23 protein-coding genes are annotated in these 25,909 nt (G+C 66.7%); 2 read left to right on the forward strand and 21 right to left on the reverse strand.

The annotated features are described in order from the left end of the window. Position 1: 1 nt before the first annotated feature. Positions 2-1,195: an aromatic ring-hydroxylating oxygenase subunit alpha gene (locus BM436_RS31250; protein WP_093560195.1), complete on the reverse strand. Its 1,194-nt coding sequence runs from the start codon at positions 1,193-1,195 to the stop codon at positions 2-4. A 155-nt stretch (positions 1,196-1,350) separates the two neighbouring features. Between BM436_RS31250 and BM436_RS31255 the strand changes: the two genes are divergently transcribed. Continuing rightward, positions 1,351-1,656: a putative quinol monooxygenase gene (locus BM436_RS31255; RefSeq protein ID WP_093560198.1), complete on the forward strand. Its 306-nt coding sequence runs from the start codon at positions 1,351-1,353 to the stop codon at positions 1,654-1,656. Positions 1,657-1,674: 18 nt separating this feature from the next. Here BM436_RS31255 and BM436_RS31260 read toward each other — a convergent pair whose 3' ends face one another. From BM436_RS31260 to BM436_RS31285, 6 genes are all read right to left on the reverse strand, one after another. Beyond that, complete coding sequence (locus BM436_RS31260; protein WP_093560201.1) at positions 1,675-2,448, reverse strand: helix-turn-helix domain-containing protein; 774 nt, start codon at positions 2,446-2,448, stop codon at positions 1,675-1,677. 75 nt (positions 2,449-2,523) lie between these two features. Next, positions 2,524-3,480 (reverse strand): PDR/VanB family oxidoreductase, encoded by a 957-nt coding sequence (locus tag BM436_RS31265; RefSeq protein WP_093560203.1) that lies wholly within the window; start codon positions 3,478-3,480, stop codon positions 2,524-2,526. Beyond that, positions 3,477-4,652: an acyl-CoA dehydrogenase family protein gene (locus tag BM436_RS31270; RefSeq protein WP_093560207.1), complete on the reverse strand. Its 1,176-nt coding sequence runs from the start codon at positions 4,650-4,652 to the stop codon at positions 3,477-3,479. The genes BM436_RS31265 and BM436_RS31270 overlap by 4 nt, the downstream gene beginning before the upstream one ends. 3 nt (positions 4,653-4,655) lie before the next feature. Further along, complete coding sequence (locus tag BM436_RS31275) at positions 4,656-5,765, reverse strand: phosphotransferase family protein (protein ID WP_218164965.1); 1,110 nt, start codon at positions 5,763-5,765, stop codon at positions 4,656-4,658. Further along, entirely contained in the window at positions 5,762-7,414 is a 1,653-nt protein-coding gene (locus BM436_RS31280) for an AMP-binding protein (protein ID WP_093560211.1), read from the reverse strand. The genes BM436_RS31275 and BM436_RS31280 overlap by 4 nt, the downstream gene beginning before the upstream one ends. Beyond that, positions 7,399-8,511, reverse strand: a complete 1,113-nt coding sequence (locus tag BM436_RS31285) for an acyl-CoA dehydrogenase family protein (protein WP_093560213.1) — start codon at positions 8,509-8,511, stop codon at positions 7,399-7,401. The genes BM436_RS31280 and BM436_RS31285 overlap by 16 nt, the downstream gene beginning before the upstream one ends. Positions 8,512-8,671: 160 nt before the next feature. Between BM436_RS31285 and BM436_RS31290 the strand changes: the two genes are divergently transcribed. Then, positions 8,672-9,760, forward strand: coding sequence for an RNA-guided endonuclease InsQ/TnpB family protein (locus BM436_RS31290; RefSeq protein WP_093560215.1), 1,089 nt, complete (start codon positions 8,672-8,674; stop codon positions 9,758-9,760). On the opposite strand, the gene BM436_RS31295 is transcribed toward BM436_RS31290, so the two are convergent. From BM436_RS31295 to BM436_RS31360, 14 genes are all read right to left on the reverse strand, one after another. Beyond that, a complete protein-coding gene (locus tag BM436_RS31295) occupies positions 9,732-10,937 on the reverse strand; it encodes an acyl-CoA dehydrogenase family protein (RefSeq protein WP_093560217.1) in 1,206 nt (401 codons plus the stop codon). The genes BM436_RS31290 and BM436_RS31295 overlap by 29 nt on opposite strands. Then, the gene (locus BM436_RS31300) at positions 10,934-11,950 is read right to left on the reverse strand and encodes an NADP-dependent oxidoreductase (protein WP_093560219.1); all 1,017 of its coding nucleotides are present in this window, start codon (positions 11,948-11,950) and stop codon (positions 10,934-10,936) included. The genes BM436_RS31295 and BM436_RS31300 overlap by 4 nt, the downstream gene beginning before the upstream one ends. Further along, a complete protein-coding gene (locus tag BM436_RS31305; protein ID WP_093560221.1) occupies positions 11,947-13,347 on the reverse strand; it encodes an aromatic ring-hydroxylating oxygenase subunit alpha in 1,401 nt (466 codons plus the stop codon). Before BM436_RS31305 ends, BM436_RS31300 begins: the two co-directional genes overlap by 4 nt. Beyond that, complete coding sequence (locus tag BM436_RS31310) at positions 13,344-14,072, reverse strand: TetR/AcrR family transcriptional regulator (RefSeq protein ID WP_093560223.1); 729 nt, start codon at positions 14,070-14,072, stop codon at positions 13,344-13,346. Before BM436_RS31310 ends, BM436_RS31305 begins: the two co-directional genes overlap by 4 nt. 16 nt (positions 14,073-14,088) lie before the next feature. Continuing rightward, a complete protein-coding gene (locus BM436_RS31315; RefSeq protein ID WP_093560225.1) occupies positions 14,089-14,865 on the reverse strand; it encodes an SDR family NAD(P)-dependent oxidoreductase in 777 nt (258 codons plus the stop codon). A 4-nt stretch (positions 14,866-14,869) separates the two neighbouring features. After that, on the reverse strand, positions 14,870-15,655 hold the full coding sequence (locus BM436_RS31320; RefSeq protein WP_093560227.1) for a 2-oxo acid dehydrogenase subunit E2: 786 nt from the start codon (positions 15,653-15,655) through the stop codon (positions 14,870-14,872). After that, positions 15,655-15,885: a biotin/lipoyl-containing protein gene (locus BM436_RS31325; RefSeq protein WP_093560229.1), complete on the reverse strand. Its 231-nt coding sequence runs from the start codon at positions 15,883-15,885 to the stop codon at positions 15,655-15,657. The genes BM436_RS31320 and BM436_RS31325 overlap by 1 nt, the downstream gene beginning before the upstream one ends. 15 nt (positions 15,886-15,900) lie before the next feature. Further along, entirely contained in the window at positions 15,901-16,908 is a 1,008-nt protein-coding gene (locus tag BM436_RS31330) for an alpha-ketoacid dehydrogenase subunit beta (RefSeq protein ID WP_229490901.1), read from the reverse strand. Continuing rightward, entirely contained in the window at positions 16,905-17,891 is a 987-nt protein-coding gene (locus BM436_RS31335; protein WP_093560231.1) for a thiamine pyrophosphate-dependent dehydrogenase E1 component subunit alpha, read from the reverse strand. Before BM436_RS31335 ends, BM436_RS31330 begins: the two co-directional genes overlap by 4 nt. Before the next feature lie 86 nt (positions 17,892-17,977). Then, complete coding sequence (locus BM436_RS31340) at positions 17,978-20,488, reverse strand: efflux RND transporter permease subunit (protein WP_371859695.1); 2,511 nt, start codon at positions 20,486-20,488, stop codon at positions 17,978-17,980. Positions 20,489-20,500: 12 nt separating this feature from the next. Then, the gene (locus BM436_RS31345) at positions 20,501-21,577 is read right to left on the reverse strand and encodes a WD40/YVTN/BNR-like repeat-containing protein (protein ID WP_093560233.1); all 1,077 of its coding nucleotides are present in this window, start codon (positions 21,575-21,577) and stop codon (positions 20,501-20,503) included. Between the two features lie 107 nt (positions 21,578-21,684). Beyond that, on the reverse strand, positions 21,685-23,064 hold the full coding sequence (locus BM436_RS31350; protein ID WP_093560235.1) for a DUF1329 domain-containing protein: 1,380 nt from the start codon (positions 23,062-23,064) through the stop codon (positions 21,685-21,687). 21 nt (positions 23,065-23,085) lie between these two features. Continuing rightward, on the reverse strand, positions 23,086-24,774 hold the full coding sequence (locus BM436_RS31355) for a DUF1302 domain-containing protein (protein ID WP_093560241.1): 1,689 nt from the start codon (positions 24,772-24,774) through the stop codon (positions 23,086-23,088). A 349-nt stretch (positions 24,775-25,123) separates the two neighbouring features. Beyond that, on the reverse strand, positions 25,124-25,906 hold the full coding sequence (locus BM436_RS31360; RefSeq protein WP_093560243.1) for an SDR family NAD(P)-dependent oxidoreductase: 783 nt from the start codon (positions 25,904-25,906) through the stop codon (positions 25,124-25,126). Positions 25,907-25,909: the final 3 nt, after the last annotated feature.

Here is a 25,909-nt window from a genome sequence, read left to right on the forward strand (position 1 = left end):
GTCAGGCCCCCACTTTTTCGAGTGGCGCCTGCTCCGGCGTCATGCCGACGCCGCGCAGGAAGGCCTGGTGCATATTGATCAGCGCCGGCTCGTTGCGTCCAAAGGTCGAGAACGGCTTGACGTTCGCGCTCAGCGACTTCTGCACGTTCGCGCTGACCCAGTAGTCTTCCTTGTCGACCACTTCGCGGATGAACTCGAAGTGCGCCTGCGGGTCGCGCCCCTGGTCGGGCCGGCTCAGGTCGGAGCGCCAGTAGCAGCGGTAGCGCGTCATGTGGCTGTCCACGGTGGCGCCCGGATACAGCTGGAAGAACTCGACCGCCGTGGGCGACACCAGCATCGAAATGTTCGGGTAGATGAAATGCACCAGCTGGAAATGGCTGAACACGTCGGTCCACTGGTCTTCCGGCAAGTCCTTCAGCGTGCCGATCGACGTGTTCGGGAAGGCCACGCGGTGGTGGCGCTGGCCGGGGCCGAAGCGGTCGAACAGCGACAGGTTGCCGATCGCGTAATCGCCCACGCTGTCCTTGTGCAGCGGGCCGAAATGGTAGCCCTCGCAGAAGGTGTCGAGCGCCAGCTTCCAGTTGGTTTGCAAGCGCCATTCATGGGTGTTGACCAGCTCCATGCTGGAGAAATCCCACATCGCGAAGTACGGCGCCAGGTCGCCGAGATGGTCGTCGATGGAGAATTTCATGTCGGGGTCGAGGCCGACGAAAATCATGCCGTACTTTTCCTCGACCGGCAGCTTGACCAGGTTGTAGTAGGCCTTGTCGACGCATCCGAAACTCTCCTCCTTGTAGATCGTGCGCAGCTTGCCCTTCAGGTCGAAACCCCAGGCGTGGTAGGGGCAGCTGAGCGCGGCGGCCTTGCCGCAGCCTTCCTTCAGCCGTGCGCCGCGGTGCGAGCAGGCGTTCAGGAAGGCGTTGACCTTGCCCTCGTTGTCGCGCACCAGCAGCACCGGCACGCCCAGATCGTCGAAAGTGAAGAACGAGCCGGGCTGCGGCAAGTCGGGTGAAAAGCCCACCAGCTGCGGGTTCTCCTTGAAGATCTTCAGCCGCTCCTGCTCGAACAGCGCCGGGTCGGTGTAGGTCCAGGTCGGATGGCGGTAAGGGGCTTCCGCGCTGTCCGTGGTGCCGGCGTCGAGATGCTTGAGGACGCGCTTGACGATGGCGTGCAGTACCTCTTTTTCGTTGAGCATGATGTCTCCGTGGTTGCCCTTGTTGTATGCCGATGAGTGTCGATCAAGCACGGCCCGGTCACAACTACCCTTTTAGGGAGGTCTCGGCGGAAGGCGTGTTTTGCTAAGATGAATTGGCTGCATGACCAACCCAAGAGAAAGAAAGAGAGAGACAGATGATCGCCATTTCCGCCCGCATTACCCTCGCCCCCGAGTTCACCGCCGCCTTCGGCCAGGCCGCGGCGGCCATCATCGCGCCGACCCGCGAGGAAAGCGGCTGCAACTACTATGTGTTCGGACGGGATATCGAGGACGCGAATGTGATCCTGATCAGCGAGGAATGGGCCAGCGAGGAGGCCCTGCTCGACCACTTGAAATCGGCGCACATCACGGACTTCCTGAAGAAGACCCAGGCCATGAAAATGCTCGGCTTGGAGGTGAAGAAATACCGCGTCAGCTCCGTGGGCGGAATGGACAGCTGATGGCCTGGGTTCGCGCGTTCAGCGCACGGTGATGAGGCCGCGCGAGCAGGCGATGGCCACCGCGTGCGTGCGGTTGCTGGCATTGAGCTTGGTCACGGCGTTGCGCAGATGGAAGCGCGCCGTCTCGTGCGAGCGCCGGATGATCAGCGCGATCTCCTCCTCCGTCTTGCCGCACGCGGCCCAACTGAGGCATTCGATTTCGCGCGCCGTGAGCGCGTTCGGATTGGCCGGGTTGACGGCGTCGCGCCGCGCGGCGTCGAGCCTGTCGATATGGCGGATGAAGGCGTGCGAGATGAGGTAGGTCGCGGCATAGGTGTCGCGGGCCTGCCGCAGCAGCTTGCCGCTGTCGCCGATGCACCATGTCACATAGCCGGACTTGCCGCCCGGACGATGCACCGGCACCGTCACCGCCCCTTCGAAGTAGCCTCGGTAATACCGCAGCACCTCGGTTTGCTCGGGCGCCAGCTTGCGGCCGCGCCATTCCACCCCGGCGGGATCGCACTCCCACACGATCGCGTCGGCGGTGCGCCCGCACAGTTGCGTCACGGGGCAATAGCGTCCCAGTTCGCGGTCGACCCAGGCATGCACGCAGTCGGACGGCCAGCCCATGGCGGTGCCGATGAACTGGCCGTCGCTGCAGCGCGGCAGCGCCAGTTGTTCGCGATCGAGCTGAAAGGCGGCCAGGTCCCAGCCAAGTTCGGCGGCGCTTTCCGCCAGCAGCAGCGCGGCCGAGTTCAAGCTGGTCTGCGCCGACAGTTTTTCGCGGAAGCGTTCATCCCAGGTGATTTCCATAAGTCTCCTCCGGCACTTGGGCGCGCTGCTTGCGCTCTGCTTGTGCTCTGCTCTGCAATGTAACACCAATGCTGCCTATAAATCCAGCACCAGGCACTTGCTCTGCGAACGTGAACAACATGGCGTGAACTGGTCGTTCCTCGCCTTTTCCTCCTCCGTGAAATACACATCGCGATGCGCGGGAACGCCGTCGAGCACGCGCGTGATGCAGGTGCCGCATACGCCCTCCCCGCAGGAAGTGGGGACCTCGACCCCGTTCTCGGCCAGCACCGCGACGACCGTCCTGTCCGCCGGCACGGTGAAGGTCCTGCCGCTGCTGGCGACCGTCACGTCGAATGCCGCGTCGGCGGACCTGTCCTGCGCCTTGGCCGCGAAATATTCGAGGTGGATCTGGGCGCCGCCCCACCCCAGGCCCTTGGCGGTGTCGACCACGTGCCCGATGAAGCCGCCCGGGCCGCACACATACAAGTGGGTCTCCGGATCCGGCGCCGCGAGCAGGGCCGCCAGGTCGAGCTTCTGCGACGGCGCGCCGGTGTCGAAATGGAAGCCCACGCGGTCGGCGAAGGAGGACGCCAGGATGCGTTCATGGAAGGCGGTGCGGGCCGGCTCGCGCGTGCAGTAATGCATGGCGAAGTCGGCGCCGGCGTGCGCCAGCCGCTCGGCCATGCACAGGATGGGCGTGACGCCGATGCCGCCGGCGAACAGCAGCGAGCGCCGCGCCGGCACCAGCGGAAAATGATTCCTCGGCGCGCTGATGCGGAGCACGTCGCCCTCGTGGACGCCCTCATGCATCGCCCCGGAACCGCCGCGGGTGTGGGGGTCGCGCAGCACGCCGATCAGGTAGCGGTGCGTTTCGCGCGGATCGTTGCACAGTGAATACTGGCGCACCAGGCCATCGCACACGTGCACGTCGATGTGCGCGCCGGCGGAAAACGGCGGCAGCGGCTTGCCATCGAGCGCGGCCAGCTCGAAACCGGCGATATCCAGCGCTTCCCGGGTTTTCCTGACAACCTTGACGAAAAATTCAGTCATGACGCGTCTCCCCGCCGCGGCGCCATCAGTTTCCTGGCGATGCTCCAGCGGTGCACCTCGCTGGGACCGTCGTAGATGCGGAAGGCGCGCATGTCCTTGAAGATGCGCATGACGATGCTTTCGCCGGTCACGCCGCGCCCGCCGAGTATCTGCACGCAGCGGTCCACCACGCGCCATTCCGCCTCCGAACAGGACACCTTGGCCAGGCTCGACTCGATATTGCCCCTGCCGCCCTGGTCGAGCAGCCAGGCGGTATGCCAGATGTGCAGCCGGGCGTTCAGCAAGTCGATCTCGTTATCGGCGAGCATGAAGCCGACGCCTTCGTGCTCGCCCAGCGCCTTGCCGAACGCCTGCCGTTCGCGCGCGTAGGCGAGCGCCACGTCATGCGCGCGGCGCGCCTGGCCCAGCCAGCGCATGCAATGGGTCAGCCGCGCCGGCGCCAGGCGCACCTGGGCGTAGCGGAAGCCCTTGCCGATCTCGCCCAGCACGTCGCCGGCCGGCACGCGCAGGTTCTCGAACGTCAGCACGCCGTGGCCGCCGGTGAAGCAGGAGTCGAGGGAGTCCATCAGGCGCTCGAGCCGGATCCCGGGCCTGTCCATATCGGACAGGAACATCGTCGCCGAGCCGTCTTCCATTTTGGCCATGATGATGGCGAACGACGCGCCCAGGGCGCCGGTGATGAACCACTTGGTGCCGTTGATGACGTAATGGTCGCCGTCCCGGGTGGCGGTGGTGGCCAGCATGGACGGGTCGGCCCCGGCGCCGGGCGCCGGCTCCGTCATCGCGAAGCAGGAGCGGATGCGGCCGGCGGCCAATGGACGCAGCCAGCGCTCCTTTTGCGCCTCCGTGGCGACGGCCTCCATCAGGTGGATATTGCCCTCGTCCGGCGCGTGGATGTTCATGGCGACCGGGCCCAGCGGCGAATAGCCGGCTTCCTCGAAAACGATGGCCTTGGCCACGTGGTCCAGGCCGAGTCCGCCCATGTCGGGGGACGCGTGCGGCGTCAGCAGGCCGGCGGCGCGCGCCTTTTCGACCAGTTCGGCGCGCAGGCTCTCGGACGGGCCGTGCGCGGTGTTGCGCTCGTCGCGCTCGTACGGCATGACTTCCCGCGCGATGAAGTCGCGGGTGCGCTGCTGTAACTCCAGCAGCGAGGAGGAAAGGGAAAAGTCCATGGTCTAGAAGGATGCGCCTTGGGCGACGGTATGGGTGAATTCGAGGATGCCGTCGGCAAGTTCGCCGAAGGCCGCGTAGCGCGGGTCTTGCGTCGCGCCCTGCCGGTATCGCGCGTGCAATTGATGAAAGATCACGGCCAGCTTGAACATCGCCAGCACGCGGTAAAAGCGGAAATCGGACAGGTCGCGCCCGGTCGCCCTGGCATAGGCCAGCGCCGCCTGTTCGCGCGTCGGAAAGCCCGGCTGCGCGGTCGGCATCTGGCGCAAGGCCTGCATCGCGGGCGGGTCGCCCGCCTCGGTCCAGTAGCTGAGCGTCGTGGCCAGGTCGAACAACGCATCGCCGCGCGTGCACTGGTCCCAGTCCAGCACGGCGACCGGCGCCAGCGTGGTCCCGTCGAGCAGGATATTATCGAGCTTGATGTCGTTGTGCAGCAGCGCGAACGGGCCGTCCGGCACCCGGTGCGCGCGCAGCCAGGCCGTTAGCGCCGGAATCAGCGGCGACGTGGCACCCTCGGTGGCGAGCAGCGCCCGCTTGCTCCAGCCCTCCACGGCGCGCTCCAGGAAACCCCGCGGCCGGCCGAGATCGCCCAGGCCCAACGCATCGGTGTCGAGGGCGTGCAGCCGCACCAGCACGTCGATCATCGTCGCGCCCAGGCGGGCGCCTATGCCCGGCAGCGCGGACAGCGCGTCCGGCAAGGCGCCGCGCACCGCGAAGCCGCGGCGGAACTCGATGATCTGGAACGGCGCGCCCAGCACCTCGGCATCCGCGCCCAGATACAGCGCCCGGGGCGCCAGGTCCAGTCCCTCGGACACGCGCGCCAGGATGCCGAACTCGCGCGCCATGTCGAAGGCGCCGGGCGGCAGTTCCCCCGGCGGCGGGCGGCGCAGCACCGCTTCGCGGCCGTCCACCAGCACCAGGTAGTTCAGGTTGGCCAGCCCGCCAGAGAACTGGCGCGGCGGCTCGGCCAGCGACAATTCCATGCCATGTCGCGCCAGATGGCCGGCCAGCCGCGCCCAGTCCTGGGGCACGCTGTCGGCGGCCGCGCGCAGTTGCGGCGACGTGTCGACCAGGGGTTCACTCATCGAAGCCTCGCTCATATGGTTTCCGCTCATACCGCGCTCCTCTCCGCCTGCAGCCGCGCGCGGATGTCCTCGCGCAGCCGGTCCTTGCGGATCTTGCCGGTCGGGGTGCGCGGCAGGGCGTCAAGCACCACCAGGCGCTCGGGATACTTCTGCCTCGCCACGCCGTTCGCGCCCACATGGGCGACCAGCCGCTCGAAGTCGAGCGCCTGGCCCGCCTTGAGCGTGACGAAGGCGCACACCGTCTCGCCCAGGCGTTCGTGCGGCATGGCGACCACCGCCGCCTCGTCGATGGCGGCGTGCCGATGCAGGATGTCTTCCACTTCCTTGGCGCTGATCTTCTCGCCGCCGCGGTTGATCAAGTCCTTCTTGCGCCCGGTGATGACGATCGCGCGCTCCGGCGTCACGTGCCCGAGGTCGCCGGTGCGGAAGTATCCGTCCTCGTCGAAACTCTCGGCGGTTTGCAGCGGGTCCGCGTAGCCGATCATCATCGCCGGCCCGCGCGCGCAGATCTCGCCTTCGATGCCGGGGGGCAGGTCGCGGCCGTCGTCGTCCACCACCCGCACCTCGTAATGCACGATTTCACCGTCGGTCTCGGCGGCCAGGTCGACCTGGCCGTCGCCGACGAAACCGAGCGTCGTCAAGGGCACCTCGCTGGCCCCGAACACGCGGAACGCCTTGCAGTTCTCGAGCACCTCGCGCGACTTGCGTATCAGCGCGGGCGGCACGGCGGCGCCGCCGCAGGCATAGCTGCGCAGCGACGGCAGGCGCTTGCCCTGTCGCGCCGCCTCGGCCAACAACTCCTGCAGGAAGGGCGTCGCCCCCATGCTCATCGTGGCCTGTTCGCGCTCGATCAGCGCCACCCCCTCGGCGGCGTTCCAGCGCTCCATGAACACGGCCCGCATGCCGGACTGGATCGGCAATTCCAGTCCCGAGCCGTAACCGGTGATGTGCGTGACCGGCGAGGCCATCAGCATCGTATCGCCCTCGCCCTGCCCCCAATGCTCGATCGCGCGGCGCACCGCGTACTCCATGCTGTTATGCGAATGCAGCACGCCCTTGGGACGCCCGGTGGTGCCCGAGGTGTACAGGATCAGCTTGACCGCGTTCGGGTCGACCGCCGGCGCGCTCCCGAGCTGGTTGCCGGCTCCCACCAGCGCCTCGTAGCCGCGGGCGTCACGCTCTCCCGGCGCCAGGCGCACCGGACAGATAAGTTTCAGCGCCGGCAGTTGCGGCGCGAGGCGCCGCATCATCGCCATGTAATCGACGCCCCGGTACTCGCCCGGCACGAAAGCCGCCTTGACGCCGGCATCGGCCAGCATGTAGGCCAGCTCCGCGTCCCGGTAGATCGGCACGATGGGCGCCACCACCAGGCCCAGCATGGCGGCGGCCAGATCGATCACCAGCGCCTCGACCCAGTTCGGCAGCTGGAAGCTCACCACGTCGCCGGGCCGCAGCCCCATCGCGCGCAGGCTCCCGGCCAGCGCGTCGGCGTCGGCCACCAGCTCGCCTATGGTCCAGGCCCGCCCTTCGAACACGTGCGTCACGCGCCGCGGATCGCGCGCCGCCAGCGCGCGCGCCATGTCGCCGATGGTCTGGTTGCGCCACGCGCCGCTCCCCACGTGTTCGGCGATCAGCGCGTCGTCGAGGCGCACCCGCCAGCCGCTTACATCGGTACGCATTGCCGCTCTCCCGGTTGTCCCGCCGTCAGTGCATGCTCCGTGAACCGCTCCATGTGCTGGTCGCGTCCGCCGAACAGGCTGTCGATCGTCATCGCGCGCCGGAAGTAGTGGCTGACATCGAGTTCCTCGGTGATGCCCAGCCCGCCATGCATTTGCACCGCGTCGTTGGCGGCCCGCCGCACGGCCGCGCCGATGTAGGCGCGCGCGCCGCTGACGACGCGTTCGCGTTCAGCCAGCGGCAACACCAGCGCCTCCTGGGCGGCGCTGGCCAGCGCACGCGTTTCCTCCTGCAGCAAATACATGTCCACCATGCGATGCTGCAAGACCTGGTTGGTGCCGATCGGCTTGCCGAACTGCTTGCGAATCTTGAGGTAGCCGCAAGTGATAGTCACCAGGCTGGAGATCACGCCGTAAGCCTCGGCGCAGAGCGCCACCGCCGCTTCGTCGAGCGCAAGGGCGATCGCGTCTTGCGCCGGCCGGCCCGCCTCGCCCAGCAATTCCGCCCGGCTTCCCTCGAAGCGCAGCCTGGCCGCGCCGCGGCCATCGACCAGGCGATAGCCGCCGCACACCAGGTCCCCGGCGGCGACCATGCACAGCACTGTGTCGCCCTCCTGGTTGCGGGCCGAGACGATCACGCGGTCGGCGATGTCGCCATGCAGCACGCCGATCTTGGCGCCCGTCAGCCGTCCATCGCGCCATACGCAGGCCGCGCCGGCGTCGTCCTCGTGGGCGAACGCCAGCTTCACGGAGCCGTCGGCCAGTCTCGGCAGCCATGCCTGCCGTTGCGCGGCGCTGCCTTGGCGCAGCAGCAAGCCGGTGCCCAGCACCGCGCTGGCGAGCAGCGGCTCGAGCAGCAGGCGGCTGCCGGCCGATTCCATCAGCACGCCGATGGCGGCGGCGTCGGCGTCGATGCCGCCCTCGTCCTCCGGCAGGCGCAATGCCAGCCAGCCGAAATCGGCGTAATCGCGCCAGGCCCGCGCGCTGAAACCCGGCCCCTGCCCGAGCACTTGGGCGCGTTCGAGAAAGTCGTAATGGTCGGCGGTGTAGCGCTGCGCGGCGTCGCGCAGCATGGAGATGGTGTCGTGGTCGGTATTCATCTGATTTTGCTCCGAGAAACTTCTTCCTTCAGGACGGGGAGTGAAAGGAGTCGACGGCGAATTGCGGAGCAATTCGGGCTCCGTGAAGAGCCATGCCGGAGCCGTCGAACTCGCGTTGGTTAAAACGGGAACCAGTTCCAGCTCTGCTGGTCAAACAAGTATGAAACTGGTCTATCGTTATCGCGTGAAGTCGCTGGCCGGCCTGCTGAACCAGCAGGCGCGGGCGGTCAACTTCGTTTGGAACTACTGCAACGAAAGGCAGAAGGACGCGCTGCGTTTCAATCGCCGCTGGCACTCCGGTTTCGACCTGATCAAACTGACCACCGGTTGCAGCAAGGAACTGGGTCTGCACTCGGGCACGGTCAACGACGTGTGCCAGCAGTACGCCAAATCGCGCAGCCAGTCGCGCCGTCCCTACCTGCGCTTCCGTGGTCGAAAGACGCTGGGCTGGGTCCCGCTCAAGGGGCGCGAGCTGAAGCGGGAAGGCAATGCCTTCCGCTTCGCCGGCAACACTTTCCGGGTGTTTTACTCGCGCCCGCTGCCTGAGTGGAAAATCCTTGACGGCACCAACTTTTCCCGCGACCGCCGTGGGAACTGGTTCCTGAACATCGTGCTGGAGGTGCTGGAAGCACCGGCAAGAATGCCGGAACGTGGTGTCGGCATCGATCTGGGCCTGAAGGATCTTGCTACGCTGTCGAATGGCGAAAAAATCGAAGCGCCGCGCATTTACCGCGACGCCGAGGCGGCGCTGGCGGTGGCGCAACGCGCCCGCAAGAGACGACGGGTAACGGCCATCCACACGAAGATCGCCAATCGCCGGCGCGATTTTCTTCACAAGTGTTCCACCCGCATGGTGCGCGACTTCGACTACATCGTGGTCGGCAATGTCCAAGCCGCCACGCTGGCCAAAACCCGCATGGCGAAGTCGGTGCTGGACGCGGGCTGGTCGTGCTTCCGCAATCAACTGGCGTACAAGGCCGTTAAGCATGGCGTCTGGTTCGAGGAAGTGGACGAACGTTTCACCACCCAGGTCTGCTCGAACTGCGGCACTTTGCCGGAGTCCAGGCCGAAAGGTATCGCGGACCTTGGAGTAAGAGAATGGCGATGTGGCGATTGCGGTGCTGAACATGATCGTGATCTCAATGCTGCGTTAAACATTCTCCGTCGCGGACGTGCGACGCTGGCTGCAGGAATTCCCGTCCTTTCGGACGGGGAGGACGTCAAAGCCCCAGCACAGCCTTCGCGATGATGTTGCGCTGGATTTCCGACGAGCCGCCGAAAATCGTCGCCGCGCGATTGTAGAAATGGTCCTTGATGATGCCTCCGGCGTCGTCCGGTCCGAGTGGCGGCGGGCCGGCGCTGTGCAGCGCGGCCGGGTCGAACGCGATGCCGGCGGCGCCAAGCAGGTCGACCAGGCTCTCGGCGATATCCTGGTACAGCTCGGTGCCGCGCAGCTTGATCAGCGAGGCCTCGCCGCCGTTCTCGGTGCCGTCCATCATCGCGCCGACCGCGCGGTAGGCGGTCTTCTCCAGCGCCAGGTAGCGCAGTTCCAGCATGCCGATGCGGTTGCGCAGCAGCGCACTGTCGATGGGCCGGCCACCGGGCCGGGTTTCCGCGAGCGGCGCCTGCCGCGCCAGTTCGCGCAGGCGATGCAGCGCGTGCCAGGCCATGCCGATGCAGGCGCCCGCCGTGCGTTCGTTCTTGAGCAGGTACTTGGCGTAGGTCCAGCCGCCGCCCTCCTCGCCGATCAGGTTTTCAACCGGCACGCGCACATCTTCCAGCCAGACCTCGTTGACATGGCGGTAGCCGTCCATGGTGCGGATCTCCTTGACCGTCACGCCGGGGCTCTTCATGTCGATCAGCAGGAAGGAGATGCTGTTCTGCGCGCGCGCCTCGCGGTCGGTGCGCACCAGGCAGAACAGCCAGTCGGCCCAATGCGCATAGGTGGTCCAGACCTTCTGGCCGTTGACGATGTAATGGTCGCCATCGCGCACGGCGGTGGTGCGCAGGGCCGCCAGGTCGGAGCCGGCCTCCGGCTCCGAATAGCCTTGCGCCCAGAATTCCTCGTTGTTGACGATCTTCGGCAGGAAGCGCTGTTTCTGCGCCTCGGAGCCGAAGGCGTAAATCACCGGCCCCACGTATTTGACGCCGAAGGGAATCACCCAGGGGCAGCCGTGGCGCGCCAGTTCATCCTCGAACACGAAGCGTTCGAGGGGGGACCAGGCCAGGCCGCCATGTTCGCGCGGCCAGTGGCCCACCGCCCAGTCCTGCTCCTGCAACAGGCGCATCCACCGCAGGTAATCGTCCTTGTCCAGCACCTGGTGGCGCTGCGACTTGCCGCGCAGGTCCGCCGGCAGCACGTCCCGGCAAAATCGGCGTATGTCCTGGCGCAGGCTTTCGGCCCGCGCACGCATGTCTTCGCTCATGTTCTTTCCTCTTGAGACAGGCGCAGCAACTGCGCGCCGCGGTTGCGGCCATGGAACACCCTGCCCATCGCCTCGGGCAATTGGTCCAGGCCGTCGAGAATATCGATCTGGTAGCGGATGCCGCCGTCCAGGATCCACTCTTCGAGCTTGCGCGTCACTTCGGCATAGCGGCCGTAGTGGTCGGTGAGCAGGAAGCCCTCCATGCGCGCGCTCTTGTTCACCAGCTGCATCAGGGCACTGGTGCGCTGCGTGCCGCCGCCGTTGTAGCTCGACACCAGGCCGCACAGCGCGATCCGTGCGCGCCGGTTGACGCGGTCGAGCACCAGGTCCATCACCGGACCGCCCACGTTCTCGAACAGCATGTCGATGCCGTCCGGGCAAGCCTGGTCGAGGCGCTCGCCGACGCCGCCGGCCTTGTAATCGATCACCGCGTCGACGCCGCACGCTTCGAGCAGCCAGTCGCATTTCTCGCGCCCTCCGGCCACGCCGACGACCCGCAGTCCCAGCTTCTTGCCGATCTGGCAGACCAGCGAACCGACACTGCCGGCGGCCGCCGTCACGACCAGGGTCTCGCCGGCCCGCGGCTGGCAGATCTCGGTCAGCCCGCAATAGGCGGTCAGCCCCTGCACATCGAGCACCGTGCGATAGGCCGCCAGCGGCACGCCGGCATGCGGCGTCACCGGCTGCAGCCGCTCGGCCGGCGCCACGTGCCACTGCTGGCAGCCGCCCATGCAGTTCACATACGTCCCCACCGGCAGCGAAGGATGATTCGACGCCTCCACCACGCCCAGCGTGATGCCGGCCATGACCTCGCCCAGCGGCTGCGGCGGCAGGTAGCTCTCCTTCTCGTCCATCCACAGGCGCATCGATGGCGGCACGAACAGGTAGATATTGCGCACCAGCGCCTCGCCCGCGCCGGGCACCGGGCGCGCGGCGCTCAAGACTTCGAAGTCCGCGCGCGTCACCTCGCCCCGGGGCCGGGCGCGCAAACGCCATTCGGTATTGCCGCTCACTTGCCGCCCCCTATGCCGAGATACTTGTCGAGCGTGAGATGGTGGTGGCGGATGCGGCTCTCCTGGTAGCTGGCCAGTTTCAGCTTGCCGCTCTTGGACGCCTTCAAGCCCTTCATCATGTGCGGCAGGTTGCGCATGTCCTCTTCGAACACGTCGCCCAGCGCGCCGATCTCGGGCGCCTGGTTGAAGCTCTGGTCGTCGCCCAGGCGGCGCAGCGGCGCGGCCGGCGGACAGTCGGCGCCCTCCTGGTAGCGTCCCAGAACGTAGACGTCGAACAGGCAGTGTTCGTGGTCGTCGCCGTCGGGAATGAAGCGGTACACGATGTTGCCGAAGTAGCCGGACCAGACCTGGAAGTTCGGGAACACCGAGTACAGGATCGCGTCCTCCAGTTCGGCCAGCGTCGCCTGCGACAGGTCCTGGCCCGAGATCGCCGAGAACATCTCGCGATTGAGCTCGCCGACGTACTGGCGCGCCGTCATCCCTTCGGGCAGCGTATGGCCGTCGCCGTCGGTGCTCGACATGCGGCCCGACAGGATCAGCATGTCGCGCATCACCGTGGCCTGGTCGACGCCGGACAGGTTCGCGCTCGGCAAGCCCATCGGCGTGATGGCGCGCGCGATATGATCGTCGAACACATCGTACTGGCTGTCGACGTCGGCGGTGAAGGTCATGATGCCCGGATGCGTGACCTTGGTGTGCATCGCCTCGAAGAAGGCCTCCTGCCCGACCTTCCAGTTGCAGGCGAGGCGGCGCTGCACGTGGGCGATCGAACAGGAGCGCTCCATCGTGTAGTTCCTGAAGTGATCGGGGACCACGCCCAGGAACTCGATCAGCGGCTGCGCGTCCATGTCGAAGTTGATGAAGACGAAGCCGGCCCAGCTCTCGCAGCGCACCTGCGGCAGTTCCATCTTGTCGTTATCGACATGCTGGAAGTCCCATTCGCAGGGCTTGCTCTTGAAGCGCCCGCGCAAGTCCCAGGTGAAGCCGTGGAAGGGGCACTTGAGCTGCCCGGCGCAGCCGTTCTGGGTGCGCAGCGCGCGCCCGCGGTGCAGGCAGGAGTTGTAGAAGCCGCGGATCACGCCGTCGTCGCCGCGCATGACGATGATGGACTTGTCGATGATGTCGTACAGCACATGGTCGCCGGACTTCGGAATTTCCTCCTCGCGCGCGACGAATTGCCAGGTCCTGGTCCACATGCGCTGCGCTTCGAGCCGGTGGAAATCGCGCGAGGTGTAGCGCGCGGCGTCGAGGTCCTCGTCGCCGAAGCTGGGCGGCACCGATTTCAGGTAGTCGGGCACCGCCACCGTCTCTTCCTTGAGCAGGCGCTGGAACACCAGCGGATCGCCCGCCGTTTCCGGCGGATTGACGGTGAATTTGATTTCCACGGGTTTGTTCATGTCGCGTCTCCTTCTGGTTGAATGTGCTTATTTCTTGCTTCACTGATTACACGCAGGGCCACCGCGGCCAGCTGGTCCACCAGGCGCTGCAGCCGGGCGCCCTTCAGGGCCGGGGCCATGCCGATCGCGACCGGCCGCAGCGACGACAGGATCAGGTCCGTCAGCACCTGGCGGGTTTCCTCGACCTCGGACAGGAAGGGGAAATGCTTGACCATGCTGTCCGAGATCTTCCCGTCGAGCGCCTTCTCCAGCGGCTGCATGGCGCGCCGGAACCGCAGGTCGGTGCGCGCGCCGCGCTGCAGTTCGTTCAGGGCGAGGAACGAGGGCAAGGCGAAATACCGCTGCAGCACCGCCATCGTGGCGCGCATGTCGTCCAGGGTCGGCATGCCCGCCGGATGCGCCCGGATGCGGCCTATCATCCGGTCGTATTCCTCGGCGCGGCGCTCGATGACGAACAGCGCCGCCGCGTCGAACACCTCGGCGCGCGCCTTGAAATAGTGCGTCATCGCGCCGCGCGACACGCCGGCCCGCTTGACGATCTTGTCGGCCGTGGTCTGCGCGTAGCCGAAGTCCACCAGGCACTCCAGCGTCGCCTCGAGGATCGCGACGCGGGTCTGGCCGCCCTTTTCGGCCTGCCCCGCGCCGCCGCCCTCGCCTCCCCCCACGCCGCCATGACCGCGGCGCGCGCGCGGCAGGCCGGCGTCTTCCAGCCCCAGGCGTCTCATCGCTTGCCCTCTCCCTCTAGGACAGGCGCACCGAATGCGCGTAGTCGACCGTCAACGTGGTGCCGTTGATGTACGACGAGGCCTCGCTGGCCAGCAGCAGCAGCGCGCCGTCGAGTTCCTCCAGGCGGCCGAGCCGTTGCGGCGGCAGGTTCGCGATCTCCTGCTTGCCGGCGTCGGACTCGAAGAAGGGATTGGTCATCTCGGACGGGAAGTAGCCGGGCGCGATCGCGTTCACCCGGATTCCGTGCGGCAGCAGGTCGAGCGCCATGTACTCGGTGAGGTTGATCAGCGCCCCCTTGGTCACGCCGTAGTTGATGAAATTGCCCTTGGCCAGCTTGCCGAGGATGGAGGCGATATTGACGATGGCGCCGGGCTGGCCGCGCGCGATCAGCCGGCGCGCCATCTCCTGCGACACGTGATAGGGGCCGGACAGGTTCACGTCCAGCACCGACGTCCACTGCGCCTCGCTCATCTCGGGAAACGGCGCCGGCGACGACAGGCCGGCATTGTTGATCACGACGTCGACGACGCCGAGCTTTTCCTGGACCAGGTCGAAGGCGCGGTTGATCGACGCGCGGCTGGCCACGTCGATCTCGCAGGCGAAGGCCTCGCCGCCCTGCTCGACTATGCCTTGCACGACCTCCACGATCCGGTCGGTGCGGCGCGCGGCGACCGCCACCTTGGCGCCGGCCTGCGCCAGCACCGCCGCGAAATGCGCGCCGAAGCCGCTGCTGGCGCCGGTCACCAGCGCGACGCGGCCGCGCAGTGAAAATCGCTGTTCTATGGTTTTCATGGTTTTACCTCGCAAGATCGATCGGGTCCGCCAGCTGCTCGGCGATGAAACGGACAAAGCGCGCCGCGTCGGCGCCGTTGATGACGCGGTGGTCGTAGCTGAGCGACAATGGCATCGCCAGCGTGGCCACCACCTTGCCGTCGGCCAGCGCCAGCCTTTCGATGGTGCGCGTCACGCCCAGGATCGCCACTTCCGGCGCGTTGATGATGGGGGTGAAGGCCGTGCCGCCGATCGCGCCCAGCGAACTGACCGAAAAGCAGCCGCCCGACATTTCCGCCATCGGCAGGCCCTTGGCGCGCGCGCGCGCGGTCTTGTCGGCCAATTCGGCCGCGATTTCGACCACCGGCTTCCTGTCGCAGTCGCGGATCACCGGCACCATCAGCCCGTTGGGCGTTTCGACCGCCACCCCGATGTGGACGTAGCGCTTCATCACCAGCGCGTTGCCGTCGGGCGAAAGCGAGGCGTTGAAGCGCGGGAAGGCGGCCAGCGCCCTGGCGGCCGCCTTGATCAGGAACGGCAAGGGGCTCAGCTTGACGCCGCCGGCCGCGAGCTCGCGCCGAAAGGCCTCCAGGGCGTCGGCGCACGCCTCGTCGTGGTGGGTGACATGCGGAATCTGCGCCCAGTTGCGCGACAGGAAGGACGCCACCAGCTTCTGGTTGCGCGGCAGCGCCACCGTTTCCACCTCGCCGAACTGGGCGAAGTCCATCACCGGCATCGGCGGCAGCGTGGCGGGCCAGGCGGCCGGCGCGGGCGCGGGGGCGGGCGCGCTCGGAAGAACGGAGGCCTCCATCACGCGATCTCGCCGATCACGGTGCCGACTTCATAGGTCTCGCCGGCGGGCTTGATTATCCTCAGCACGCCGTCTTCGATGGCCTCGATTTCCTGCACGGCCTTTTCGCTTTCCAGGCCGTAGATCGCCTGCCCCTTCTTCACGGCGGCGCCGTCCGGCACCATCCACTCCACCAGCAGCGCTTCATTCATCGAAAAGCCCAGCTTGGGCAACAGGATCTCGGTAGCCATGATGTGTTTCTCCTTTTATTTGAGTACTTGCTGGATTGCGTCAAAGATGCGGTCCTGGCCCGGCATGTAGGCCATCTCGAGCGGCTTCGAGAACGGCACCGGCGAACGCACCGATCCGAGCCGCCCGACCGGCGCCTTGAGGCGGCCGAACAGCTCCTTGTGCAGGCGCGCCGCGATCTCGGCGCCGACGCCGAAATCGGCCTGCGCCTCGTGCGCCACCAGCGCGCGCCCGGTCTTCGCCACCGACTTGCACACCGTGTCGAAGTCCAGCGGCGCGATCGTGCGCAGGTCGACCACCTCGATCGAGATGTTGTCCTTGGCCAGTTTGTCGGCCACGGCGACGACGTCGTTGAGCGTGCGGCTGTAGCTGATCACGGTCGCGTCGGTCCCTTCGCGCACGACTTTGGCCTTGCCGATCGGGATCCGTTCGCCCCTGACCGGCGCGACGCCGGGCGCGAAATACAGGGGCATGTTCTCGACGAAGATGCAGGGATCGTCGTCGAAGATGCAGGACAGCAGCAGGCCATAGGCATCGGCCGGGCTCGATGGCGCCACCACCTTCAGGCCGGCGGTGTGCGCGAACCAGGCCTCCAGGTAGTCGCCATGCTGGCCGCCGGTGCCGAAGCCGGCGCCGGTGGCGGTGCGGATGGTCAGCGGCACGTGGGTCTGGCCGCCGGTCATGAAACGCAGCTTGGCGGCGTGGTTGACGATCTGGTCCATGGCCACCGTCATGAAATTCATCAGCATGATCTCGGCCACCGGCCGCATGCCCGCCAGCGCCGCGCCGACGGCGGCGCCGATGATGGCCTGCTCGGCGATGGGCGTCGAGCGCACGCGCTCGTCGCCATGCTTGGTCGACAGGCCGCTGGTGCACTTGAACACGCCGCCGCCCTGCGGGTCGGCCACGTCCTCGCCCAGCACCAGCACCGCGGGATCGAGCGCCAGCGCGTCGTCCATCGCCATATTGATGGCCTGGGCCATCGTCATCTTTGCCTGGGTGGTCGCGTTTTTGCTCGTGTTCATGCTGCGTTCTCCATCGCGTAGACATCCTTGTACAACTCCGATACATCGGGATAGGGGCTGGCCAGGCCATATTTGGCCGCCTCGTCGATGGCCTCCGCGTTGGCGGCCTCGATCGCCGCCAGCTCGGCGTCGGACGCGTGGCCGTGCTCCATCAGCCAGGCGCGCAGGCGCGGCACCGGATCGGCCGCGACGGCGGCCGCCATTTCCTCCTTCGGGATGTAATGGCTGTCGTCGCCCAGCAGGTGGCCGCGGAAGCGGAAGGTCTTCGCGTCCAACAAGGTCGGGCCTTCGCCGGCGCGCGCGCGCTCGATCGCGGTCCTGGCGGCGTCCCACATGGCGACCGCGTCGTTGCCGTCGACCGCCACGCCGGGCATGCCGTAGGCGACGCCGCGGTCGGCGATGGTGCGCGAGGAGGTGCCGTGTTCGTATTTGGTGTGTTCCGCGTAGCCGTTGTTCTGGCACACGAACACCACCGGCAGCTTCCAGACCGAGGCCAGGTTCAAGGCCTCGTGGAAGGCGCCGATGTTGGTGGCGCCATCGCCGAAATTGCAGACCACGACCTGCCCGGTCTTCCTCAGCTGCGCCGCCCATGCCAGGCCGTTGGCGATCGGCAGCCCGGCGCCGACGATGCCGGTGGTGACCGGCAGGCCCGAGTCGAGGTGGGTGATGTGCATCGGCCCGCCCTTGCCCTTGCAGGTGCCGGTGGCGCGGCCCATGAACTCGGCCATGAAGGGCTTGAGCGGAATGCCCTTGGCCAGCTGGTCGTGGATGCCGCGGTAGGTGGTCACCACGATATCGCTCGGGCGCAGGTTGACCGACACCGCCGCCGGGATGATTTCCTGGCCGCGCGTCGAGTAGTACGGCGAGGCGATCTGGCCGGCCATGATCAGCTCGATGAAGCGGTCGTCGGTCTGCTTGATCAGTGTCGCCAGGCGATAGATCTCGCGCAGCACGGATGCCCCCGGTTGTATTTTCTCACTCATGGTCGAATTCCCCCGTGATTTAACAAAAGATAAAAACGTGTTTGTTTTTTATTCAGGTGACGGCCCCTCGCGGGGCCGCACCGCCATCATCGTCCGTGGGACAGGCGCGCGGCGGCCGGCTCGCCCGGCGCGGCGGCATTTTGGGCCGCCGCCGCGGCCGATTCCGCGGCCGATTCGGGCCGGGGACGCACATCGCGCAGCAGGAAATGGGACAGCGCCGGAATCAGGATCAGCGCGCCCAGCATGTTCCAGACGAACATGAAGGTCAGCAGGATGCCCATGTCGGCCTGGAACTTGATCGGCGACCAGGCCCAGGTGACCACGCCGGCCGCCAGCGTCACGCCGACCAGCCCGACCACCTTGCCGGTGAACGCCACCGCGCGCTGGTAGGCCAGCGCGAGGGACATGCCCTGGCGTTGCAGCGTCAGTTGCACGCTCAGCAGGTAGAGCGCGTAGTCGACGCCTATCCCAACGCCCAGCGCCACCACCGGCAGCGTCGCCACCTTGACGCCGATGCCGAGCTGCACCATCAGCGCCTCGGCCAGGATCGAGGTCAGCACCAGCGGCAGCACGGCGACGATCACCGCGCGCCAGCTGCGGAAGGTGATCGCGCACAGCAGGATCACCGCGCCGTACACGTAGAACAGCATGGTGCGGTTGGCTTCCTTGACCACGATGTTGGTGGCCGCGTCGACGCCCGCGCTGCCGGCCGCCAGCAGGAACTTGCGGTCCGCCGTGTCGTGTTCGGCGGCGAAGGCGCGCGCCGCCTGCACCACGCGGTCCAGCGTTTCGGCCTTGTGGTCGGACAGGAAGGCCAGCACCGGCAGCATCGAGCATTGCGCGTTGATGAATTCCGAGTTCCAGTTCAGCGCATTGTTGATCTGCGGGTCGATCAGGGCCTGGTTGTCGCTGACCGTCATCCATTTCGGATTGCCTTCCATGCCGCCTGAGGTATAGGCGCGCACGGTGTCGGCCAGCGACACGGTGCGCTGCACGCCGGGCACCTGCGCCAGCGTCCAGCCCAGCCGGTCGGCTTCGGTCAGGGTTTCGAAGGAGCGGCACTGGTCCGGCCGGGTCTTCACCATCACCGCGAAGACGTCGCTGGAAATGCCGTAGTGGGCGGTGATGAAGGCGTTGTCGAGGTTGTAGCGCGAATCGGGCCTCAGTTCGGACGCGCCCGAGTCGAGGTCGCCGACCTGCAGCTTTTCGCTGTGAAGGTAGCCCAGTCCGCCGAGCAGCACCGACAGGCCGATCGCGGTGGCGGCCCAGCGCCGTTCGGTGAAGCGGTCGAGCAGCGCCCACGCCTTGCCCAAGCCCTGGGCGCCCTCCCTCTCCTCCTCGAGGCTGCGTTGCGCGGCGGCCGGGCTGACGCCGACATACGACAGCAGCACCGGCAGCAGGATCAGGTTGGTGCCGATCAGCACGGCCACGCCCAGGCTGGCGGTCATCGCCAGCTCGCGGATGACGGGAATGTCGATCACCATCAGGACCGCGAAGCCGACCGCGTCCGCCAGGAGCGCTGTCAAGCCCGCGAGGAACAGGCGGCGGAAGGTGTAGCGCGCCGCCACCCATTTGTGGGTGCCGCGCCCGATGTCCTGCATGATGCCGTTCATCTTCTGCGCGCCGTGGCTGACGCCGATGGCGAACACCAGGAAGGGCACCAGCATCGAGAACGGATCGAGCCCGTAGCCGAGCATGGCGACGATGCCGAGCTGCCAGATGACGGCGACGATGGAGCAGGCCACCACCAGCGTGGTGCTGCGCACGCAGCGCGTGAACAGGTAGATGATCAGGGTGGCGATGGCGGCGGCGGCGAGGAAGAAGAACATCACCTTTTGCAGCCCTTCGATCAGGTCCCCGGCCAGCTTGGCGAAGCCGATGATGTAGACCTTGACCTTGGGCTGCGCCCCGCTGTCATACTGGCCGCGGATCTTTTCCAGCGCCGCGGACAACTGGTGGTAATCGACCGGCTTGCCCTGCGCGTCGGCGGCCAGCAGCGGGATCACGATCATGCTGGACTTGTAGTCGTTCGCGACCAGGCTGCCGACCACGCCGGCGCGCGCGATGTTGATGCGCAGGTCGTTGATCGATTTCGCGCTGCCGTCGTAATCGTTGGGCAGCACCGGGCCGCCGGTGAAGCCCTCCTCCGTCACCTCCACCCAGCGCACCACCGGGGTGAAGATCGATTTCATCCACGAGCGGTCCACGCCCGGCAGGATGAAGATCTCGTCGTTGATCTTCGCCAGCGTGGCGAGGTACTCGGGGTCGAAGATGTCGCCCTTCGGGTTCTCGATCACCACCCGCACCGAGTCGCCGAGGCCGCGCAGCTGGTCGCGGTTCTCCACGTAGTTCTTGATGTAGGCATGGCCGTGGGGCAGCATCTTGTCGAAACTGGCGCTCACCACCAGGCCGCGCAGCTGGAACGCGAACAGCGCGGTGAGCAGCAGGCAGGCGGCGATCAGCAGGCGCCGATGGTTGAAGATCAGGCGCTCCAGCAGGTTGCCCGAGGCATTGTCGAACGCCGCCGGATCCGAAACGACTTCCATGGCTTGCGGCTTGCTTTGCGGCTTGCTTTGCGGCTTATCTACGTCTGTCATTTTGTCTTCCTGTCACTTTACGGTTTCGAGGCGCACGCCTTCGGAGCCGGCCAGGGCGATCCTGCCGCCGTCCAGGGCGGCGACGCCGAAATACGACATCGGCCGGGCGCTCTTCCGCGCCTGGAAGGACTTGCCATGGTCGCTGCTGAGATCGATGCCGCCGGCCTGGTTGACCAGCACGATCGTGCCGTCCGCCAGCACCGTGCCGGAGGTGATGCCGGCCGGATTCCCGGTGGAGATGGTTTCCCAGCTCTTGCCCTCGTCCGCCGTGCGCAGCAGGCTGCCGCGCATGCCGAACACCAGCAGGCCGCCCGGGCCCGCGCTCACCACGCCGAACAGGGTGCCCTTGTAGGGCGTGCGCATGGCGACGAAGCGCTGGCTGGCCGCGTCGAGCCGCCACACCATGCCCTGCTCGCCGGCCAGGTAGACGCCGTGCGGGCCGCCGCGTATCGCGTAGAAGTGCAGTTCGTCGGGGTTGTCGCTGCGGTCCATCCATGGCGTCCAGGTCTTGCCGCCATCCTGCGTGCGGAAGAGCCGGTTGAAAGTGCCCACCACGTAGCCGGTGGTCTCGCTTTCGAAGTACACGTCGAGGAAGGGCTGGGTGCCGTCGACGGCGAGGCTTTGCTCGCGCTTCAGGAACTGGCCGGCCTGGTCTCCGGCGGCCACCCTGGCCTCGTAGTGGCGGATCGCCAGGGCCGAGGCCTGGCGGCCGTCGAGCTGGCGGGTCCAGCTGGCGCCGCCGTCGGCGCTGTGCAGCACCACGCCGCCATGGCCGACCGCCCAGCCCCGCGTGGGCGTGGGAAAGGACACCGCCAGCAGGTCGCTGCTGACCGGCGACGCGGCTTGCCGCCATTGCCGGCCGCCGTCGTCCGAGATGACGATGTGGCCGCGCTGCCCGACCCCGACGATGCGCTCGCCGGCCCTGGCCAGCGCCAGGATGGGACTGGTGGCGGCCAGGCGGCTGGGCATCGCGCCCTGCTCCTGCGGTGGCTGGAATGCCGGGGCAGTGGCGGCCAGCGGCGCGGCCAGCAGGCCGGCCAGGATGGCGCCGGCCAAGCCGCGAAGAATACATAACTGATCAAACCGCATGGCGGCGTCTCCTACAAAAATTCACTCGATCCCGGCCGGGGCAGGTCGCGCCGGCCGGGGTTCGCGCTGCGGGACTATGTCCTCTTTTAGCGTGTCCTGTGTCGGCGTTAGCGCACGCCCTCGCCCGCCAGGGCCTCCGGCGAGAAGAACGACGACGGCTTGGCCGGCGTGACTATCCAGCCGCCGGTGTCGGTGACGTCCTCCTGTCGCGCGTAGTTGCCGGTCGCAAGGTCGTAGGTCACCCATTCATCGGTCGAATGGCCCTGCGTTTCATACAGCGAGATCGGCAGCGAGTGCGTGGTGCGGTAGATCTGGCCGGTCGAATCGTAGTTGTCGGAGATGCCGATGCCCGGCATGTCTTCATCCCAGTACAGCGTGCGCTTGGCATACACATTGCGCTTGCCGGTCTTGAGCGTGGCCTCGACCACCCATACGCGGTGCAGCTCCCAGCGCATGCAATCCGGATTCAGGTGATTCTTGGTCTTCATCGCCACCGCGCTTGGGCATTGCTGCGGATCGCGGATCTTGTAGGCGTTGTACGGAATGTACATTTCCTTCTTGCCGATCAGCTTGAAGTTGTAGCGGTCCAGTGAACCGTACCAGACCGCCGCCTCGTCGACCGTGCCGGCGCCGCCGCCGGTCGGGCTGGGCGTGTCGTAGGCGATGTCCGGCGCCAGCTTGACGCGGCGCTGGCCAGGCAGGTAGGAGAAGGCCTTGCGGCCCGTGCCGACCATGTCGACGGCATCGAGCACGATCAACTTCTCGCCGGCCTTGCGCGGGGGATCGGTGTAATCGATGCGGATCCGTCCATACGTCTCGTTGAGGGCGACCGGCGTGGTCTTGGCCGGGTTGTAGATCGGATAATCGATCCACATCTTGCCGACGCCGGTGACGGTGCGGTTGCCCTGGGTATCGACCACGGTACCGGTCATGCCCGCCGATTCGACCATGTGGGCGTCGAACTTCCACAGACGGTTCCACATCACTTCACTGCCCGTCTTCGGGAACGGGAAGGGGAAGCCGGCATAGCAGTTCTCCACTTGCAGGCCGTCGGCGACGGTCTTGCACTGGCCCACATTCTTCTTGGTGTTGTCCAGCACGTACTTCGGATAGTTCACCGTGCGGTGGCTCGGGTAAATATCCATGCGGTAGGTCGGATACTTCTTGAGCATGGCCTTGTTGCCTTCGCTGACCTTGTCCGCGTACTTGTCCACGTTCTTCGCGTCGATCGAGAACAAGGGTTTCTCGCCGGCGAAGGGGTCGGGGCGCACGCCGGGCTTTTTCGGGTCGTAGCTGGCGGGCGGCTTGATCGGTCCGGTGTAGGCGGGGATGGTCCCTTCCTTGTTGCCTTCCTTCTCGGCGCCCCACGGCGTGAGGGTGGTGCCAAGTTTGGCGGCGTCTTCCTCTGCGCCGGCAAACGCCGCATTGGCTACGGCAATCCCGGCGATCCCGGCGAACGCGGTCATGATTTTGATCTTGTGGAACATCTTGATGTCTCCTGTCGATACTTAGAATGTGGTCTTCAGCGTCAAGGACAGCCAGCCGCGGTCCTTCAGCGAGCCATTGCCGGCGTTGGTGGAACCGTTGATCGCCTGGGTGCCGAGGAAGCCGGTGTTGGTGCCGAAATCGCCGAAATAGGCGTTGTAGGCGAGGTTGATCCGGTACTTGGCCAGGTAGTCCGCGCCCAGGCCGACGCTCCACGAACCGCTGCCCTTGTTGCCGCCCGCCGCCACCGGCGAGTTGCCCGCCAGGCCGACGCTGTAGCTCATCGGCAAACTCAGGTCGACGCTGGGGAAGGCCTGGAACCAGGTCGGCGTGAACGCCAGCGACAGGCCCAACGCGTCCTTGGTGGCGCAGCCGTCGATGCGCTGGTAGGCGCCGTAGCCGGGCTCGCCCATCTTGCAGTGCGCGTAGTCGACGCCGTTGTAATTGGCCGCGCTGCCGCTGTACATTTTGTCCAGGCGGCTATAGGTCAATTCGGCCAGCACGGTCGCGGAATCGAAGGCGGGCGTCTTGCCGACGTAGGCCAGCGCGTTCACCAGCGCGTGCCAGGTGTCGCCGCGCGCGATGTCGGCCGCGCCGAAATACGTCGCCAGCGCCGTGTTCTCGCGGTGCACCAGCTCGGCGCCGATCGAGACGCCGGCGACCGATTTTGCCAGGCTCACCCCGACCAGCTTGACGTCCCTGGCGTAGGCGTTGTGCAGTTCGCTGAAGGTGCCCCCGGGCGACAGCACCGCCGGCACCTTGTCGTCGAACTTGCGGTAGTACAGGCCCACGGTGCCGTCCAGCCATTCGGGCGACGCCTTCATCATCACGCCCCAGTTGCCGCTGTCCTTGGGCACCGCGTCGCGGCCGGTGTGCAGGTTGCCGTTCATCGGAATGCCGAGGAAGTTGGTGCCGCCGTTGCCGATGATGTCGCCCTGCGACAGGTAGGTGCCGCCGTCCGGCAGGCGGAACGGCTTCCACTCCAGCATGTACTGGGCGGCGACCGAGACGGTATCGCTCACCTGCATGTGGGCCGATACCTGGTTCAAGGGCAGGAACAGTTCCTTCACTTCGATGCCGGGCGTGTTCAGGGCCTTGCGGAAATCGGCCGGGCTTTGCGCGAACGACACGCCGTGAATCGGCGTGAACAGCGATTCGCCCCAGTAGACGGTATGCCGGCCCGCCTTCACGCTGAGCGGCATGTCGCCCAGCTCGACGCGGCCGAACACGAAGGCGTCCAGCAGTTCGCCGGAATGGGTGTTGTAGCGCCTGGCGAAGCGGGTGAACTTGTTGTTCGGGTAGGCGGTGCCGGCCAGCGGGCCGGCGAAGCGCGGGTTGCCGCGCACGTCCTCGTCGTAGGCGGCGTCGTACCAGGCCGCGCCCGACACGCGGAAGCCGAAATGGCTCTTGTAGACGTAATCGATCTCGGTGAACAGGTCGACGCGGTTGGTCACCATGTCGCCCTTGTCGAACTTGTAGTCGCCGGCCTGGTAGCCCCAGGCGTCGCCGATCGCGTCGTTGCGTTGTTGCATACGCCAGCCGGCGTTGTACTTGACCGTGTTATCCCAGCGAAGCTCGCCGTCCGGATTGCCGGTATCGATCTTGCCCGCCATCGCCTGGCCCCCCGCCGCCGCCGCGACCACGGCGATACCCGCCGCCATCACGCGGCTTAGCGAACCGCGACCCAATGATTTTCCGCTCCCATACTTCATTCTTGTCTCCTCCAGGTTGATAGTGGCCACCCCCTTGTGCCCGGAAGTGGCGCTACATTTCTTGTTCTCCGTTTTCCGGCATGGCTGCCGGCGCGAATCCGATGGTTTTTTGTGTCCGGTATTCGCGGGGCGGATTGTTCGACATCACCTCCAAGTCATGCGCCTCGCGGCGCTTAATCAAAGACACAACCACAAAAATACAAACAGAAATGTTTTTATTGATATTGAGGGTAGTTCATCTTTCCGCAAAGATCAACCACCAACCGGAAGAACGCCGCCGATATTGCGCCGCAACACAAGCGCCGGGCCATTCCGGAAATTTTGATACGCGCATCACTTTTTAATGCGATCAGCGCGCCGCCAGGCGGATCGCGCCGTCCAGGCGCACGCTCTCGCCATTGAAATACCGGTTTGTGATCATCAGCTCGACCAGCGCCGCGTATTCCGGCGGCGCGCCCAGGCGTTTCGGAAACGGCACCGATGCGCTCAGCGCGGCGTGCACGTGTTCCGGCAGGCCGTTCAGCAAGGGCGTGTCGAACAGCCCCGGCATGATGGTGTTGACGCGTATGCCCTCGTTCATCAGGTCGCGCGCGACCGGCAGCGTCATGCCCACGATGGCGGCCTTGGAGGCCGCGTACGCGGCTTGCCCGACCTGGCCGTCCTGCGCCGCCACCGACGCGGTGTTGACCACCACGCCGCGTTCGCCGTCCGCCATCGGCGCCAGCGACAGCATGCCGGCGGCCGATTTGGCGATGCAGCGGAAGGCCCCCACCAGGTTCACCTGTATCACCCGGTCGAAGGCGTCCAGCGGGAAGTGCGTCACCTGGCCGCTGGTTTTATCCCGGCCGGCGGTCTTGGCCGCGCTGCTGGTGCCCGCGCAGTTGACCAGGATGCGTTCCTGGCCATGGGCCGCGCGCGCCCTGGCGAAAGCGGAATCGACCTCCGCTTCCGAGCGCACGTCGACCTGGCAGAACACGCCGCCCAGCTCCAACGCCAGCGCTTCGCCGCGCGCCGCGTCCAGGTCGAAGATGGCGACCTTGGCGCCGTGCGCCGCGAGGGCGCGCGCGGTGGCCGCGCCGAGGCCGGAGGCGCCGCCGGTGATCACGGCGGCGATCGAGGAATCGAGTTTCATCGT

The sequence above is a fragment of the Pseudoduganella namucuonensis genome, assembly GCF_900116645.1.
GTDB lineage: Bacteria > Pseudomonadota > Gammaproteobacteria > Burkholderiales > Burkholderiaceae_D > Rugamonas > Rugamonas namucuonensis.

Coding starts and splice junctions, on each gene's coding strand:
- BM436_RS31315 (WP_093560225.1), bottom strand. CDS start 14,865: ATGAAAACCATAGAACAGCGATTTTCACTGCGCGGCCGCGTCGCGCTG.
- BM436_RS31280 (WP_093560211.1), bottom strand. CDS start 7,414: ATGCGTACCGATGTAAGCGGCTGGCGGGTGCGCCTCGACGACGCGCTG.
- BM436_RS31345 (WP_093560233.1), bottom strand. CDS start 21,577: ATGCGGTTTGATCAGTTATGTATTCTTCGCGGCTTGGCCGGCGCCATC.
- BM436_RS31330 (WP_229490901.1), bottom strand. CDS start 16,908: ATGAACACGAGCAAAAACGCGACCACCCAGGCAAAGATGACGATGGCC.
- BM436_RS31335 (WP_093560231.1), bottom strand. CDS start 17,891: ATGAGTGAGAAAATACAACCGGGGGCATCCGTGCTGCGCGAGATCTAT.
- BM436_RS31290 (WP_093560215.1), top strand. CDS start 8,672: ATGAAACTGGTCTATCGTTATCGCGTGAAGTCGCTGGCCGGCCTGCTG.
- BM436_RS31305 (WP_093560221.1), bottom strand. CDS start 13,347: ATGAACAAACCCGTGGAAATCAAATTCACCGTCAATCCGCCGGAAACG.
- BM436_RS31250 (WP_093560195.1), bottom strand. CDS start 1,195: ATGCTCAACGAAAAAGAGGTACTGCACGCCATCGTCAAGCGCGTCCTC.
- BM436_RS31325 (WP_093560229.1), bottom strand. CDS start 15,885: ATGGCTACCGAGATCCTGTTGCCCAAGCTGGGCTTTTCGATGAATGAA.
- BM436_RS31310 (WP_093560223.1), bottom strand. CDS start 14,072: ATGAGACGCCTGGGGCTGGAAGACGCCGGCCTGCCGCGCGCGCGCCGC.
- BM436_RS31360 (WP_093560243.1), bottom strand. CDS start 25,906: ATGAAACTCGATTCCTCGATCGCCGCCGTGATCACCGGCGGCGCCTCC.
- BM436_RS31295 (WP_093560217.1), bottom strand. CDS start 10,937: ATGAGCGAAGACATGCGTGCGCGGGCCGAAAGCCTGCGCCAGGACATA.
- BM436_RS31260 (WP_093560201.1), bottom strand. CDS start 2,448: ATGGAAATCACCTGGGATGAACGCTTCCGCGAAAAACTGTCGGCGCAG.
- BM436_RS31355 (WP_093560241.1), bottom strand. CDS start 24,774: ATGAAGTATGGGAGCGGAAAATCATTGGGTCGCGGTTCGCTAAGCCGC.
- BM436_RS31350 (WP_093560235.1), bottom strand. CDS start 23,064: ATGTTCCACAAGATCAAAATCATGACCGCGTTCGCCGGGATCGCCGGG.
- BM436_RS31255 (WP_093560198.1), top strand. CDS start 1,351: ATGATCGCCATTTCCGCCCGCATTACCCTCGCCCCCGAGTTCACCGCC.
- BM436_RS31265 (WP_093560203.1), bottom strand. CDS start 3,480: ATGACTGAATTTTTCGTCAAGGTTGTCAGGAAAACCCGGGAAGCGCTG.
- BM436_RS31320 (WP_093560227.1), bottom strand. CDS start 15,655: ATGGAGGCCTCCGTTCTTCCGAGCGCGCCCGCCCCCGCGCCCGCGCCG.
- BM436_RS31285 (WP_093560213.1), bottom strand. CDS start 8,511: ATGAATACCGACCACGACACCATCTCCATGCTGCGCGACGCCGCGCAG.
- BM436_RS31340 (WP_371859695.1), bottom strand. CDS start 20,488: ATGACAGACGTAGATAAGCCGCAAAGCAAGCCGCAAAGCAAGCCGCAA.
- BM436_RS31275 (WP_218164965.1), bottom strand. CDS start 5,765: ATGAGCGGAAACCATATGAGCGAGGCTTCGATGAGTGAACCCCTGGTC.
- BM436_RS31270 (WP_093560207.1), bottom strand. CDS start 4,652: ATGGACTTTTCCCTTTCCTCCTCGCTGCTGGAGTTACAGCAGCGCACC.